Source organism: Haloplanus sp. C73, assembly GCF_051195115.1.
Lineage (GTDB): Archaea > Halobacteriota > Halobacteria > Halobacteriales > Haloferacaceae > Haloplanus.
In genome coordinates, this window is sequence record NZ_JBNTJZ010000005.1 from 111,650 (window position 1) to 126,648 (window position 14,999).

Here is a 14,999-nt window from a genome sequence, read left to right on the forward strand (position 1 = left end):
GCCCGCGTAGCCCTCGCTCGCTCCTAACTCCTTCGACAACGAATCGCAACGATGTTGGGTGCCGACGAGAAGAAGGGGGTATGGCGTCGTTTTTCGACCGGTTCGTCCATCCGCGTCTCGCCCGAATCGCCACCGCCGGCGCGGCGCTGTGGGCCGGGTCGTTCCTCGTCGCGGCCGTCGGACTGGGGCTTCGCGGCACCGCGCCGACGACGAGCGGGACGCTCTTTTTCCTGTCGGGGCTCGCCGGCCTCGGCGGGATGGCCCTGCTTACGGCCTGCGGCCTCTGGTTGCTCGGCGTGCGGGCGCGGCAGATACTCGGTTAGTCCGCCGGTTCGACGAACACCGTCGCGACGCCGACGACGGCGCCGGCGATAGCGACGGCGGGCGACATGGGGCCGAACGCCCCCGCGATGCCGCCAGCCAGCGCGAGCAGACCGACGAGTTTCGTCACGCGGTCGACGGCGAAGTACGCCCGCGGGGACAACTGCACGCTACGCCTCCAGTCGCGCCTGCCGTCGGCGAAGCGCGACGTAGACTAGCAAGCCCTGTATCGGCGGGACGAGTATCGTCATCGCGAGCAGGTAGGGGTAGATGGCACCTCCGCTCACGCCCAGCGTCTCGGCGATGAACGTGTTCATCCCGGCGATGGAGAGGACGATAATCATCGAGATGGCGGCGACGCCGACGGCGGTCGGCATCGGCCGGTCGAGCGGGTTCGCGGTGAAGTGAACCGGCTCCTCGTGGCGGTCGATGAACGCCCACATCATCATCACGCCGACGACGATACCGGGGAAGAGCACGCCCCCGATGAATCGCCCGTAGCCGGCGAAGATGTTGGGCGTCATGTTCAGGGCGCCGAACACCCACATGAAGAACCAGTCTGGACGGACGCCAGATGGTTGGGTGAGCGGCGACGCCGGCCCGATGATGGCGACGCGCTGGACCGGGAACAGCGCCGCGAGGAAGGAGACGATAGAGGCGGTAAAGAGGAAGACGATGACGGACATGGCGGCCTGATTCGGCCACATCGGCACGCCGACGACGACGCTCTCGTCGTCGGGGTCGGGACCGACCGGCGAGTCGGCCTCGCGCGAACTCTCCGGGTGCTCCGTGTGCTTCTGTCGGAGCAGGATGAACATGTGGAGCCCGATGAGACCGGCCATGATAGCCGGCAGTAGGAAGACGTGATAGAAGAAGAATCTCGGCAGGATGTACGTCGCGTCGGCGGGGAAGTTACCGCCGAAGATGAGGTTCTTCAGCGTCGTCCCCAGAACCGGGATAGAGGAGGTCATCTGGAACCCGATGGTGGTCGCGGTTTCGCTGAAGTCGTCGTACGGGAGCGCGTATCCGAAATAACCCTCACCGAGCGCTAACAGGAGGAGGGTGCTCCCGACGAGCCAGTTCGCCTCGCGCGGGTTCCGGTAGGAACCGGTGAAGAACACGCGGAACATGTGGAGGCCGATGGCGGCGAGGAAGAGATACGCCGCCCAGTGGTGGGCCATCCGGATGAACATCCCGAAGCGGACGTCGTAGGAGATACGCAGGACGCTCGCGAACGCGCCGGGCACCTCGGTCCCGGAGTACTGTGCGACCTGCCCCTGATAGACGACGGTGGAGGCGTGGGGCGTGTACATCAGCCCGAGGAAGGTCCCCGTCGCGGCGAGGATGACGAAGGAGAAAAGCGCCACCTCGCCGAGCAGGAACGAGCCGTATCGGTCGTCGGGGAACGCCTTCCCGAACGAGTCGTCGTCGAGGTCGAGTCGGTCGTCGAGCCAGCGATAGAGCCGGCTGTGTTCGTACCGCTCGGTGCCGCCGTCGGGGAGCGTGTCGGCCGCGTCCGTCGTGTCGTCAGTGTCGTCGGTCATGTTAGTGCGAGGCTCCGATGGGCCCTTCGAAGGGGCCGGTCGCGAGCAGGAGGTTGCCCTCGTCGCTGATGCCGATTGGGAGCTGTGGGAGCGGACTGGGAGCGGGACCGCCGACTACCTCGGCGCCACGGAGCGGGTCGTAAGACGTGCCGTGACAGGGGCAGAACAGGTCCTCTCCGTCCCGGCCCGACACGAGACACTCCTCGTGGGTACAGACCATCGAGTAGGCGACGTAGCCGTTGGCCGTCCAGTCGAGCTCCGTCGGCTCCTCGAAGTCGTCGGGGCCGAACCGGACGAGCAGGGTCGTCGCCTTCTTCTCCGCGAGGGCGCCGCCGCCCTCTTGCTCCGGCAGGACGGTGAGGCTCTCGCCGCTGCCCTGTTCGAGCTGGTCCGCGGAGACGCGCTCGCCCTCTTGGTCGACGAGGTGCGTGCCCTCGACGTAGATGTTCTCGTAGGTGAGGTCTTCCTCACCGGTCGCGAAGCCGGCGTCGGCCAAGCCAGTAACGTAGTTGACCGAGAACGCACCGATGGCGGCGGCACCGCCCATCACGCCGAGAACTTTGGCGACGTTACGGCGGGTCGACACCGATATATCGTGGTCCGTCTCGTCAAGCGATACAGCGTCGTCGGGGATATCGTCGGAAGTCATTGGTTAGTGTTCGCGTCGTTCTGCGACGGTGATACTCGGCATGAACCAAGTGGTGTAGACGGCCATCCAGACGCCCATCGTGAGCAGCATCATGCCCATGTAGACGCCGAGGAACTGGGTCCGAGCGTAGTTGAGCCCCTCCCACGCGAGGAGGCCGGCGAAGGCCACGACGGCCCACGTGAGGAGACCGAGCGTTATCAGCCCGGCAGAGGGCGTTCGCGCCGGCCAGTACGACAGCACGGACCGGTGTTCGGACGTCAGCCACGACGGCAGAACGGCGTCGTCGAGTCTGAGTACGTCTGTCGCGCGGCCGACCCGCTCCGTGAATCGCCTCGTGTAGACTATCATCGCCACGAGGACGAAGAGGGCGAGCCACGTCACGACGCCGGAGACGTTAGTGTTGACCTCGTTCGGCGTCGGGAGGAACGTCTCTGTCGGCGCGATTTCCGTATCGGAGTCACTCTGTAACTGAACGCCCGGAGTCGGCTCGCCACTCGCCAGCGCGAAATACCACATCGGGGCGAGAACGAGTCCGATGAGGACGACGATCAGAATCGTTTCGCGTTCGATTCGCACGTGCTGATCACCTCGGAACCCGTTGGGGGAGGGTAGACGGATAGCTCATCTGTGTGTGTGCGTGAGACTCAGCAATCCACGCAAAAGCCAGTTTCTATTCGCGCGGCATTCTCGGGCGTAATCGTGGCACACGGTCACGACAGGCGTAGACGCTAGCCGAGTCGGCCCTCCACAGCGCTCAAATACGGCCGCCCCCGTGATGAGGCGATGCGAGCCTACGAAGTTCAGGACACCGACACCGACTACGAGGGCGTCGTCGAAGTCGACCGCGAGCGCCCGACGCCGGCCGCTGACGAGGTACTCGTCCGGATTCGAGCCGCGTCGCTCAACTACCGCGACCTCGCCATCGCGAACGCCGACCTCGCCTACCCCGGCATGTCGCTACCCGTCGTCCCCCTCTCGGACGGCGCGGGCGACGTCGTCGACGTCGGCGCGGACGTCGACCGACTCGCCGCCGGCGACCGCGTCGCGACGCCCTTTGCCCCCGACTGGATAGACGGCCCCGCGACCACCGAGAAGATTCGGCGCACGACCGGTGGCAACGTCGACGGCGCACTCGCGGAGTACGCGACGTTCCCCGCCGAGAGCCTCCCTGTCCTCCCCGACTACCTCTCCTACGAGGACGGCGCGACGCTGTCGTGTGCGGGACTCACGGCGTGGCGCGCGCTCGCCGAAGACGGTGACCTCGGTGCCGGCGAGACAGTGCTTGCGCTCGGCACCGGCGGCGTCTCCACCTTCGCCCTTCAGTTCGCCTCCCTCCACGGCGCCGAAACCATCGTGACCTCGTCCAGCGACGAGAAACTCGACCGGGCGCGAGAACTCGGCGCCGACGAGACGCTGAACTACGAGCGGACGCCCGAGTGGGGCGAGGCCATCGTGGAGCGAACCGGCGGCGTCGACCACGTCGTCGAAGTCGGCGGTCCCGGCACGCTCGAACGCTCGCTGGAGGCGGCGGCCTTCGGCGGCCACGTCCACCTCATCGGCGTCCTCGCCGGACAGGCCGGGCAGGTCGACCCCAGCGCGATTCTTCACAAAGGGCTCGATGTCGAGGGCGTCATGGGCGTCGGCAGTCGCGCCATGTTCGACCGGATGCTCGACGCGATGGCCGTCGCCGAACTACAGCCAGTCATCGACCGCGTCTTCGACTTCGAGGACGCTCGCGACGCCTATCGCTACGTCGACGCCGGCAAGCACCAAGGCAAAGTCGTCATCAGCCTCGAGTGAACTACCCTACCCTACTCGCTCACCGCTGACGCGGTTCGCTCCTTGAGGGTAGGGTTTCCTGCTTCTATGACGCGCTTTGCAGATACCGAATCGGTATCCACAGGAAGCGCAGTCTCCACAGGCGTTCGTTCGGAGTGTCCCACTCCTACTTTTTCGATACCGCGAGAAAGGATATTCCACGCCGCGTTCGCGTCCCTGTCCGTCTCAAACCCGCAGGCAGGACAGGAGTGCTCCCGAACCCACAGCGGTTTCTCCGTCGAGACGCCGCACGACGCGCACCCCTTGGTCGTGCCGCTCGGGTTGACCGCGACGAAGTGCGTTCCCTCTCGCTTGCACTTGTATTCGAGCAACGAGAGGAACGTCCGCCACGCGGCAGATGCCGTGTTGCGGCTGTTTGACGGCGACTCCATCATCCCCTTCACGTTCAGGTCTTCTACCGCCACTAGGTCGTACTCCCGAGCGTAGTAGTTCGAGAGTTTGTGCAAGAAGTCGCCGCGCTTTCGCTTGAGGGCGGCGTGGCGTTCAGCCACGACCTGCCGTTGTTTCTCCCAATTCGCGGAGCCGTGTTCCTTCCGCGAGAGGTCGCGGTGTTCGCTTTCGAGCCGTTCGCGCTCGTCAGAGAGGTCTGGCGACCCGACCGCCGTGCCGTCGGTGTCGTGGACGTACTTCAGAATCCCTATGTCGATACCGACGCACTTCTCGGGGTTTTCGGGCTTCGCGGGTGGTTCGCGGTCCATTTCGACGCCGAAGGAGGCGAACCACTCGCCCGTCGGCTCCTTCTTGAGCGTGACCTGCTTGAGTGTCGCGTCGTCAGGGATGGCGCGGTGGAGTCGAATCGGTATCTCTCCGAGTTTCGAGAGTGATAGGACAGTCTGACCGCTCTTCTTGTCAAGCTTGAAGCCAGACTGACTATACGTGAAACTGCGGAACTCCCGTGGTGGCTTCCATTTGAGTTGGCCGACGCCGTACCCGTTCTCCTTGAGCTTGGAGAGTCCTTTGAGGTTGTCGAACAACCGTTCAACGACGGTTTGGAGAACTTTCGAGTACACGTCGGAGAGGTCGTCCCACCACTGTTTGAGGTCGGGAAGTTCCGACCGCAGGGTAGTCATGGACGGCAATTCGCCGTGGTTCTCTCGGTGCTCGTTGAGGCGGTAGAGCGTGTGGTTGTAGAGTTGCCTACAAATGTCTCGGTGGCGGTCCAATTCCTCGCGGTGGGCGTCGGACGGCTTGAGACGGTAATTGTAGGCGTAGTACATCTGTTACGCTCGTTCTTCAATTAGTTCGTCCAGTTTTTCGCGGACAAACGACGAGAGGTTGAGGTGTTGGTCCTCAATCCACTCGTCTTGGTCCTCCCGAATGGTGATTGTCTTCCGTTTCACCGTAATGCACACTATGCACATTATACATATAGTGTCTTCGGTGGCGTGGGCCTGTGGGCCGAGCGTCGAACGTGTTTGAGAACTGTGCGGCGTTGACGAGACGCGGAGCGTCTCGTTCGCACACCAGAAATCGAAGATTTCTGGGGACGCTGTATCCCCTCCCTACTGCGCTACTCGGTCGCTTTGCTCCCTGCGTTGTCGTCCGAAAATCTTCGATTTTCGTGATCACGAGAGAGCTTCGCTCTCTCGAACGACTCCTTGAGGAAGGGGGCTTAGGCCTCAATTCAGCTAAGACCGCCAGTCGGGGGCGCTCACCGTCGTCTCGCCGAGACGGGTGTGTGCGTAGCGGTATCTGACCGTCGCGCGCTCGTAGGTCACCGTCGTCTCCAGTTCGAGAATCCGCCCGTTCGGGCCGACGACGATGTGACCCTCCCCCGACGACGCCGCGCCGTAGGCGTTCGAGAGCGTGTTCGGGTGGACGCCCGTGACCTCGTAGCGACGGGCCGTGGCGCCCTCGTATCGGACCGTGCCGTTCTGTTCGAGTTGGTAGAGGAGGAGATGCGAGATGAGGACGCCTCTATCGATAGACTGCGCTACCAACCGGAACTCCGTCTGGGACTCGGAGACCACGGTCCGATTCACCACGTCCCACCGCGAGAGTCGCCCGTCGGCGAAGTACGCCTCGCGATGCGTGTCCCGCCCGTCGATATCGGCCAGAAGTCGCTGTGTCTCGGTGTCGAGCGCCATCTGGAGCGTGGTGTCACTGCCGGTGTTGTTCTCCGATTCGATGACGCGTGACCGGTACTCGATGGTCGCCGACGGGCCGGCGAGGACGGCTCGGTAGTGCGCGTCACGCGCCGCCTGCGCGTCCTCGACACCCGACTCCGACCACCCGTCGGGGTACGAGTCGAGCGTCGATGCGGGTGTCGGCGTGGGCGTCTCGGCTGGCGTCTCGGTCGGCGTGGCCGGTCCGCCAGATTCGGACGCCGGGCCGGTACAGCCAGCCACGACGACGAGTAGCAACACGAACCCGGTCGTGAGGTGCGCGCGGTGCATACGTGGCGGTGAGGGGAGGATGGTATATTAGGGTCGTGGGTTGGTGGCGAACGACTGGTTTAGGGCCGGGAGGGAGTTGAACCACGCGAACGCCTCGCTGACGCTCGGCGTTCTCTCGTTCAACACCCTCCAGCCGTCGCTCTTTGGCTCACTACGTTCGCACAAAGAGCGGGCCGGGAGGGAGTTGAACCACGGTCGTTTCGCTCACTTCGTTCGCTCCACTCCCTGATTCAACTCCCACCGTATACCGTTCGCGCGACACGACTCCTCGCGTCGCTCACTTCGTTCGCTCCGCTCGTCGTGTTGTGTCGCGCAGAAGCGGGCCGGGAGGGAGTTGAACCCCCGACCGACGGATTAAGAGTCCGTCGCTCTACCTAACTGAGCTACCGGCCCTCGCCTTTCGCTACCGGAGGGCTACTCAAAGGCGTTTCCATTCGGGGTTGATAGACCGAAGGGACGGCGTTAAGTGAGATGGCGGGAATATTCGGGACATATGAGTAACGCGGCTACTGTCTCGACGATGTCGTCGTACGCGATTCTCGGGTGCGGGAGCGTCGGGCACGCGGTCGCCGAGGACCTCGCGGACGAGGGCAAGAACGTGCTGATTCTCGACCGGGACGAGAGCCGCGTCGAAGCGCTGCGCGACCAGGACCTCGACGCGCGTCAGGTCGACATCCGCGACGACGAAGTGGCCGACATGGTCGCCGACCGCGAGGTGCTTCTCATCCTCGCGTCGGACGTCGAGGCGAACAAGGCGGCGGTGTCGACGATTCGAGAGCGCGGCGGTGAGCAGTTCATCATCGTGCGCGCGTCCGACCCCGTCTCGGAGGACGAACTCACCGAAGCGGGCGCAGACGTCGTCATCAACCCCTCGCAGGTCATCGCCGAATCCGCGCTCCGGGCGCTGGAGACGGGTGAACTCGAATACAAGGCCCAGCAACTCGCCGAACTGCTTCGCACCGCCGGCGACGGAACGCTGGCCATCCTCACTCACGACAACCCGGACCCCGACTCCATCGCCAGCGCGGTGGCGTTGCAGGCCATCGCCGAGGCCCACGACGTCGACGCCGATATCCTCTATCACGGCGATATCGGGCATCAGGAGAACCGGGCCTTCGTGAACCTGTTGGGTATCGAACTCCTGCCACTGACGGACATCGAATCGCTCGACGACTACGCCCTCGTCGCGCTCGTCGACCACATGAAATCGGGGGATATCGGCCTCGAAACCGGCGTCGACGTCTTCATCGACCACTACGAGCCGGAGTCCGAGTACGACGCCGACTTCATGGACGTCCGCCCCAACGTCTCCTCGACGTCGACCATCCTCACGAAGTACATTCAGGAGTTCGACCTCTCGCCGGACGAAGCGGTGGCGACAGCGCTCCTGTACGGGATTCGAGCCGAAACCTTGGACTTCAAGCGCGATACGACGCCCGCGGACCTGACGGCGGCGGCGTATCTCTACCCCTTCGCCAACCACGACACGCTGGAGCAGGTGGAGTCGCCGTCGATGTCCCCGGAGACACTCGACGTCCTCGCGGAGGCCATCCAGAACCGGCAGGTGCAGGGGAGCCATCTCGTCTCGAACGCGGGGTTCATCCGTGACCGCGACGCGCTGGCACAGGCCGCCCAACACCTCCTCAACCTCGAAGGCATCACGACGACGGCGGTGTTCGGCATCGCCGACGACACCATCTATCTCGCCGCGCGCTCGAAGGACATCCGTATCAACATCGGGAAAGTCCTCGAAGACGCCTACGGCACCATCGGCGAGGCGGGCGGCCACTCGACGCAGGGGAGCGTCGAGATTCCGCTCGGCCTGTTCACGGGTATCGAGGCGAGCGAGGACAATCGCGACACGCTCCTCTCGCTGGCCGAGGAAGCAGTGCGGAAAAAGTTGTTCGACGCGATGGGCGTGGAAAGCACCACGGCCGAATCCGGAAACGGGAGTTAGGCGATTACTTCTTCGTCCTCACCGTCCTCTTCGAGTCGCTCGACCACGTCGTTGATGAGGATGACGTCACCGACGGCACGCACCCATCGGTACGGAATCATCACACCCTTCCCGGACTCGATGCGCCCGGCAAACAGCTCCTGACTCAGTTCACCGAGCGCCAGCCCCGTGACCGTCTGCTGGCTCAAGTCGAGGCGAACGTCTTCGACTTCGCCGACGAAAACCCCGTTGTTCGAATACACCTCACGCCCGACCAGCGTCGTTATCTCCTGTGGCGTACCGTCCATACGAACCACCTGTTCGCCGCGGGTCTTAATAGTTCGCGGAAGGGTCGCGGCGCGCCGCCGAGACTCACCACGGGGGTATCGCAGGGGCCGATTTAAGTGCTAGCTCCGGCAGTCACGGACATGGGGAGCGCCATCGCGGAGCTTCGGTTCGTCACGCAGTCCGAGAATCGAGCGGCGGCACTCGCGGTCATCTACGAGAGCGCGCCCATCGAGACGCGAGAACTGGAGTCACGCATCGACGCCTCGCGCAGAACGGTCATTCGCGTCGTGAACTCGCTCGAAGAGCGGGGCTATCTACGAGAGACCGGCGAGGGCGTCCGGCTCACGCCGTTCGGCGACCACCTCGCAACCCAGCTGGACCGGGTCACCGCGTCGACGGAGACGGCGGTCGAGTTCCGGGAGTTGCTCCGGCACGCACCACCGGCGCTGGCGGACATCCCAGTCGAGAGTCTGGCGGGCGCCGACCTACTCGTCGCCTCGGACGTGGACCCGTTCAGTATCCTCGACCGGGTGCTTACGCTCCGCGCGGAGGCGACGCGAATCCGGGAGGTTGCCCCCGGCGTCCAGAAAGAGAGCATCGACCAACTGGCAGAACGAGTTCGAGCGGGGGAGGACGTAGACGTCGAGACGGTCATCTCGCGACAGGCGAGCGACGCGGCCGAAGACAATCTCGACTACCGCGACGGCCACGCGACGACGGTCGAATCGAACGCCGTCGACATCTACATCCACCCGTCAGAGCTGTCGTTTTTCGCGGGCGTCATGGACGAAACGGCGGCCATCGGCGTCTCCAAAGACGGCCAGCCGTACGCGCTTGCGGTGTCGGACGACCCGGACCTACACGAGGCGGTTACGGCGGTGTACGAACGGTTCCGCGCCGAGGCGACGCTGAAGTCGCCGGAGTAACACGACAGGGGTTGTCGTCGCGTTACGGGATGACAATTTGTAGCCATCGGCCGAACGCTCGATTATATGCAGACACGGCCGACGGACGAGGTTTTCCGCGCGCTCGCCGACAGACGACGGCGGCTGGTCGTCCGGTATCTGATGAACGAGGCTGACGGGGTCGCGTCCTACCGAGAGGTGACCGACGCCCTCGCCAGCGAGGATGCACAGTCGGCGGCGATACCGCTCACGCACACGATACTGCCGATACTGAAGGAGGCAGAAATCGTCGACTACGACCCAGAACGCGAGCGAATCCGATACCGGCCGAACGAGTTGGTCGAGGACGCCTTGCGCGTCGTCGACGGCAGGTGACGGCTAGGGCTCGACGAGTTGGATGGGGTGGGTCGCGGGGCGGGAGAGCAGGGCGTCGAGTTGTTCCAGACACGAGGTGCCGCTGGCGACGACCGTTCGGTCGCGGGTTTCGGGCTCCGAGAACTGCTCGGCGAGGTCGTCGCCCACGTCCATGCTCAGTTCGTAGTAGGTGTCTTTGTAGCCGAAGGAGCCGGCCATCCCACAGCACTCCACGTCGGAGGTGACGACGTCGTAGCCGAGGTCTTCGAGCACCGCGACGGTGTGGGCTTCGAGGCCGAGGGTGCGCTGCTGGCAGTGGGCGTGATACGCGATTTCGCGACCCGACCCGCCACGGAGCGTGTCGGCGTCGGCGCCGTTCTCCAACAGGCCGTAGACGTACTCCATAATCTCGTAGGCGTTGTCGCGGAGGCGCTCGGCCGACGATTCCGGGAGGAACCGCTCGTACTCGGACTCGAACATGGCGATGTCGGAGGGTTCGATGACCACCACGTCGCGCCCGGCGTCGAGGTGTTCGGCCAGACTCCCGTAGACGTCGTGGGCGTGGTCCTCGGCGGTGGCTATCATCCCCTGCGAGAGCGGGGCACGACCACTGGACCGAACCGACGGAACCCGGACCGAGACGCCGAGGGCTTCGAGCGTTCGGACCGCCGCCTTCCCGCGTTCGACCTGCACGTGGTTGGTGTAGACGTCGGGATAGAGGACCACCTCGCGGGTCGGGTCGGAGACGGTCGAGACGCGGTTCTCGGCCCAGTCGACGAGCGTTTCGCGCTGGAACTCGGGGAGGTCACGACGGGCGTCGACGCCCGCGACGCGTTCGAGCGCCCACCGGGCGGGCGCGGCGTCGGCGACCCAGTTGGAGACGGGCGCCGTTGCGCTCCCGAGTTTGGCGAGCGTCTCGAAGTTGCCGAACAGGCGCTTGCTCAGGTCGAGTCCGCCGGGCTCCTCGTCGGGGGTCAGCCCCTCCACGAGGAAGTCCGCCCCCTCGGGTTCCTCGCCGCGGTTGATTCGGTCGCGGACGACCGTGTTTATCCACGGGATGTCTATTTTGGTGGGACAGCCGTTCACACACCGCGAGCAACCGGTACAGAGGTCGTTGAACTCGGCGGCGGTGTCGAGGCCTTCGATGCCCGCCTCCCAGCCAGTGCCGATGCCGCCGGAGTAGGTTTCGCCGCCGAAGCCGTGGCCGCCGACGTGCTGGAAGTTGGCACAGGAGTTCGAACACTGCCCACACCGGATGCAGTAGAGCGTCTCGCGGAGTTGGTCGTCCTCGCGCATCGCCATCCGGCCGTTGTCGACGAGGACGAGGTGGAACTCGCGGTCCGAGTCCCGCTCCGACAGTGGCGTCTCGTCGTCGTCGAAATCGAGTGTGGGCGAGTCGACGGGCGGGGTGAGCATCGAGACGTAGGCGGTGAGGTCCTGTCCCGTGCCGGAGCGCGCGAGCAGTTCGAGGAACGGCGAGAGGTCGTCCGTCGAGGGGACGATTTTCTCGACGCCGGCGACGGCGACGTGGGTGTCGGGCGTGACCGCGCATTTCCGGGCGTTGCCCTCGCTGGTGACGAGTGCGAGCGTCCCGGAGTCGGCGGTGATGAAGTTGGCGCCGGTCATGCCGATGTCGGCGTCGCGAATGCGCTCGCCCAGTTTCTCGCGGGCGAACATGGTGAGTTCGCTCGCCGTCTCCGGCGGGTCGGCGGGGTCGAACACCGTCTCGAACAGTTCGGCGATGCTCTCCCGGGAGCGGTGGATGGCGGGGGCGATGAGATGGGAGGGGGATTCGTCGGCGAGTTGGACCACCCACTCCCCGAGGTCCGTCTCGACGACGTCGACGCCGTCCGCTTCGAGGGCGTCGTTGACGTCGAGTTCCTCCGTCGTCATCGACTTGCTCTTGACGACGCGCTCGGCGTCTTTCGACGCGGCCACGTCGCGGATGTAGCGGTTGGCGTCTTCGGCGTCGTCGGCGATGTAGAGGGTGCCGCCGTTTGCCTCGACGGTCTCGCGCAACTCGTCGATGAGTTCCGGGAGGCGGTCGATGGCGTCTTCCTTGATTTCGCGGGCGCGGGTCCGGAGTTCCTCGTAGTTCTCGAGGCCCGCGACGGCCTCCTGTCGCTTCCGGTTGAACCCTTTGGTGTTTTCTTCGATAGCGGGGCCTTCGGTCGCCATGAGCCGCCGGATTTCGGCGGCTCGGTCGCCCTTACTCATCGAGCATCACCACGTGGACCGCCTTCGGGCCGTGCGCACCGAGGACGAGGTCACCCATGTCGGCGGTGGCGCTGGGGCCGGTGCCGACGACGACGCTCGCATCGTCGTCGCGGGCGGCGTCGCCGAAGTGGTCGAGCGCCGTGGGCAGGTCCGGCAGGACGTCGTCCGCGTGGACGACGGGTACGTGGAGTTCGGGGTAGAGGCTGACGGGTTCGGCGCCGGAGTCGGTGGAGGGGAGGATGACGCTGCCGTAGTTGGCGACGCCGTAGGTGGCGGGGGTGACGCCGGTCGTCGCCCGCTCCAGCGCGGCGGGCGTCGGGTCGACCGTGACGCTGTCGGGGTACTCGACGTCGAAGGGGAGCGCGACGCCGACGGCGGGGTCACGGACGATGTCGTCGAGCGTGTCCGCGAAGTCGTCGACCGTCGTTCGCGTGAGGTCGACGCCGAGCGCCGAGAGCGACTCCTCGAACGTCGAGAGTGTCGTGGTCGTCGTTGCCATACGCGACCCGAAGCAGTGCGACGGCTTTGTACCTTCGGTCCGAGCGCGTCGGCGTCAAAAAAAGAACGAGTCGAGACGGAACCGCAGGGGGCCGGTTAGAACAGCCCCGAGAACAGGACGTAACTGAACAGCATCGCGAGGATGCCGACGCCCGTTGCGTAGTAGGCGAGCGGGATGAGGTTGTACCGCATCACCCGTCCCTCTTCACCGACGAGGCCGACGGTCGCCACGGCGGCGACGACGTTGTGGACGGCGACCAAGTTACCGATTGCACCACCGACGGCCTGTGCACCGACGATAATCTGCGTCGGGAGACCGAGTTGCTGGGCGGCTTCGAACTGGAAGCCACCGAAGGTGATGTTCGAGACGGTGTTGGAGCCGGCCATCGCAGCGCCGAGCGCACCGATGAGCGCGGCGAAGAACGGATAGACCGGACCGAGGAAGTCGGCGGTGAGAGTCGCGAGAACGACAATCATGCTGCCGGCCTCGGGTGCACCGGGGTGGGCTCCGGAGTTGAGCATCACCTGCACCATCGCGATGACGAAAATCAGCGCGATGAACGGCGAGACGATTTTCCGTGCCGTCTCGGCCCACGCGGCGGAGACTTCGTCGCCCGACATCCCGAAGATGGGGATGGCGAGGATGGCGCTAATGATGAGCCAGAAGCCCGGCACGTTCATCCACGCGATACTGCCACCGAGTGACGTCCCGAGGATACCGCTCCACGAGAGGACGAACCACGAACTGTTGATGAACGACGAGATGGGACCAACGGCGCGCGTGACCACGAGCAGCACGACGAGAATCACGTACGGCGACCACGCCTTCAGGAGCGACATCTCGGAGTTATCCGCGACGCCGCCGTCCGTGACGGCGTCTTTAGCGGCGCTAGCACCCTGACCGGGTTCGATGGTTCCGACCCAGTGGTCGGGCCACTCCTCACGGGGCGGGAAGTCCCAGTGAGAGTCGGGCAGGAGGTAGCCGGCTCGGAGCGTGCTCACCACGATAGCGCCACCGACCATGGAGCCGATGAGGCTCGGGAACTCGGCGGTGATGAACCACGCAGAGAGCCAGTAGGGAACGGCGAAGCTGATGCCTGCGAACAGGCAGAGCGGCGCGACTTCCCACGCCGGCTTCAGCGAGCGGTCTTCGCCGCCGAAGAAGTAGACGACCATCCCGACGGCGAACAGCGGCATCACGAATCCGACCAGCGCGTGATACGTCGCGGCCCACGCGGCGACCTGATTCGAGTACTCGGTGACGGTGAACCCGCCAGCCTGAATCGCTTCACCGAAGCCAGCTGTGGACAGCGGGTCGCGAATACCGACGACGATTGGCGTCCCGACCGCCCCATACGTGACGGCGATGATGTGGCCGATGATTGCTGCGATGACGGCCGCCAGCGCCGGGAAGCCGAGTCCCAGCATCAGCGGTGCGACGACTGCCGCGGGCGTCCCGAACCCGGCCGCCCCCTCGATGAACGTCGCGAGGAAGAAGCCAATCAGGACGATTTGCACCCGGCGGTCGTCGCTGACCGCTGCAAAGCCGCGGTTGATTCGGGAGAAGGCGCCAGCCTCCATGAGCGTGTACAGGAGCAGTAGCGCCCCGAAGACAATCCAGAGAATCTCGACGGCGGTCATGACGCCGGATATCGATGCGGCCGCCAGCCAGTCCGTGGGCATATCCCACGCGACATAGCCGACGGCGAGCGCGGAGACCCACGCAATCGGCATCGCTCGCGTCGCAGGCCAGAGGAACCCGACCAGCAGTATGCCGGCGAGAAGCAGCGGCAAGGCCGCGAGGGCAGTTTCGACTGTCGTTACCATTGGTAAGCCACCCCGAACGTCTGTGCTGTCGATGGCCCGACAGCAGTCCGAACTAGTGTGCGCATAGTTCACTCACGCCGTCTTACTCATACCTTATAAATCATCATGGAATTCGTGATGTCAGTTTTTATACCAAACAATCGATGATGTTTATATTATATTGTGAGCGAAACATTTGCGTCGAGGAATCGTGTCTCTCTCGACTCACATCCGAGAGCGAGAACC

15 protein-coding genes and 1 tRNA gene are annotated in these 14,999 nt (G+C 64.8%); 5 read left to right on the forward strand and 11 right to left on the reverse strand.

The window, feature by feature from the left end; genetic code table 11:
* Nucleotides 1–80 precede the first annotated feature (80 nt).
* Entirely contained in the window at nt 81–323 is a 243-nt protein-coding gene (locus tag ACQUSQ_RS10445; RefSeq protein ID WP_435068921.1) for a hypothetical protein, read from the forward strand.
* Here the strand turns inward: ACQUSQ_RS10445 and ACQUSQ_RS10450 are convergent.
* The 4 genes from ACQUSQ_RS10450 to ACQUSQ_RS10465 are packed head-to-tail and all read right to left on the reverse strand — an operon-like array spanning nt 320 to nt 3,090.
* Nucleotides 320–490 carry a hypothetical protein gene (locus ACQUSQ_RS10450; protein WP_435068923.1) on the reverse strand — a complete coding sequence of 57 codons (171 nt, stop codon included), beginning with the start codon at nt 488–490 and terminating at the stop codon, nt 320–322. The two genes, ACQUSQ_RS10445 and ACQUSQ_RS10450, sit on opposite strands and share 4 nt — an antisense overlap.
* Nucleotide 491: 1 nt before the next feature.
* Nucleotides 492–1,865 (reverse strand): cytochrome b, encoded by a 1,374-nt coding sequence (locus tag ACQUSQ_RS10455; protein ID WP_435068924.1) that lies wholly within the window; start codon nt 1,863–1,865, stop codon nt 492–494.
* A gap of 1 nt (nt 1,866) precedes the next feature.
* Complete coding sequence (locus ACQUSQ_RS10460; RefSeq protein ID WP_435068926.1) at nt 1,867–2,514, reverse strand: ubiquinol-cytochrome c reductase iron-sulfur subunit; 648 nt, start codon at nt 2,512–2,514, stop codon at nt 1,867–1,869.
* A gap of 3 nt (nt 2,515–2,517) precedes the next feature.
* Nucleotides 2,518–3,090, reverse strand: coding sequence for a hypothetical protein (locus ACQUSQ_RS10465; protein ID WP_435068928.1), 573 nt, complete (start codon nt 3,088–3,090; stop codon nt 2,518–2,520).
* A gap of 207 nt (nt 3,091–3,297) precedes the next feature.
* Here ACQUSQ_RS10465 and ACQUSQ_RS10470 point away from each other — a divergent pair, with 207 nt between their 5' ends.
* Nucleotides 3,298–4,314: a zinc-dependent alcohol dehydrogenase family protein gene (locus ACQUSQ_RS10470; protein ID WP_435068930.1), complete on the forward strand. Its 1,017-nt coding sequence runs from the start codon at nt 3,298–3,300 to the stop codon at nt 4,312–4,314.
* Nucleotides 4,315–4,325: 11 nt separating this feature from the next.
* On the opposite strand, the gene ACQUSQ_RS10475 is transcribed toward ACQUSQ_RS10470, so the two are convergent.
* The 3 genes from ACQUSQ_RS10475 to ACQUSQ_RS10485 form a co-directional block, all read right to left on the reverse strand.
* On the reverse strand, nt 4,326–5,570 hold the full coding sequence (locus ACQUSQ_RS10475; protein ID WP_435068932.1) for an RNA-guided endonuclease InsQ/TnpB family protein: 1,245 nt from the start codon (nt 5,568–5,570) through the stop codon (nt 4,326–4,328).
* A 411-nt stretch (nt 5,571–5,981) separates the two neighbouring features.
* Nucleotides 5,982–6,749, reverse strand: coding sequence for a DUF7537 family lipoprotein (locus ACQUSQ_RS10480; RefSeq protein WP_435068934.1), 768 nt, complete (start codon nt 6,747–6,749; stop codon nt 5,982–5,984).
* A 319-nt stretch (nt 6,750–7,068) separates the two neighbouring features.
* Nucleotides 7,069–7,142, reverse strand: a tRNA-Lys gene (locus ACQUSQ_RS10485).
* Between the two features lie 100 nt (nt 7,143–7,242).
* Between ACQUSQ_RS10485 and ACQUSQ_RS10490 the strand changes: the two genes are divergently transcribed.
* The gene (locus ACQUSQ_RS10490; protein ID WP_435068936.1) at nt 7,243–8,706 is read left to right on the forward strand and encodes a DHH family phosphoesterase; all 1,464 of its coding nucleotides are present in this window, start codon (nt 7,243–7,245) and stop codon (nt 8,704–8,706) included.
* Here the strand turns inward: ACQUSQ_RS10490 and ACQUSQ_RS10495 are convergent.
* Nucleotides 8,703–8,993 (reverse strand): PRC-barrel domain-containing protein, encoded by a 291-nt coding sequence (locus ACQUSQ_RS10495; protein ID WP_435068938.1) that lies wholly within the window; start codon nt 8,991–8,993, stop codon nt 8,703–8,705. The genes ACQUSQ_RS10490 and ACQUSQ_RS10495 overlap by 4 nt on opposite strands.
* A 120-nt stretch (nt 8,994–9,113) precedes the next feature.
* Between ACQUSQ_RS10495 and ACQUSQ_RS10500 the strand changes: the two genes are divergently transcribed.
* The gene (locus ACQUSQ_RS10500) at nt 9,114–9,899 is read left to right on the forward strand and encodes a helix-turn-helix transcriptional regulator (RefSeq protein ID WP_435068940.1); all 786 of its coding nucleotides are present in this window, start codon (nt 9,114–9,116) and stop codon (nt 9,897–9,899) included.
* A 66-nt stretch (nt 9,900–9,965) separates the two neighbouring features.
* Nucleotides 9,966–10,253 carry a DUF7344 domain-containing protein gene (locus tag ACQUSQ_RS10505; protein ID WP_435068943.1) on the forward strand — a complete coding sequence of 96 codons (288 nt, stop codon included), beginning with the start codon at nt 9,966–9,968 and terminating at the stop codon, nt 10,251–10,253.
* 3 nt (nt 10,254–10,256) lie between these two features.
* Here ACQUSQ_RS10505 and ACQUSQ_RS10510 read toward each other — a convergent pair whose 3' ends face one another.
* From ACQUSQ_RS10510 to ACQUSQ_RS10520, 3 genes are all read right to left on the reverse strand, one after another.
* A complete protein-coding gene (locus ACQUSQ_RS10510; RefSeq protein ID WP_435068945.1) occupies nt 10,257–12,449 on the reverse strand; it encodes an LUD domain-containing protein in 2,193 nt (730 codons plus the stop codon).
* Nucleotides 12,442–12,948 carry an LUD domain-containing protein gene (locus tag ACQUSQ_RS10515; protein ID WP_435068947.1) on the reverse strand — a complete coding sequence of 169 codons (507 nt, stop codon included), beginning with the start codon at nt 12,946–12,948 and terminating at the stop codon, nt 12,442–12,444. The genes ACQUSQ_RS10510 and ACQUSQ_RS10515 overlap by 8 nt, the downstream gene beginning before the upstream one ends.
* Before the next feature lie 95 nt (nt 12,949–13,043).
* Nucleotides 13,044–14,774, reverse strand: a complete 1,731-nt coding sequence (locus ACQUSQ_RS10520; protein WP_435068949.1) for an L-lactate permease — start codon at nt 14,772–14,774, stop codon at nt 13,044–13,046.
* Between the last annotated feature and the right edge of the window lie 225 nt (nt 14,775–14,999).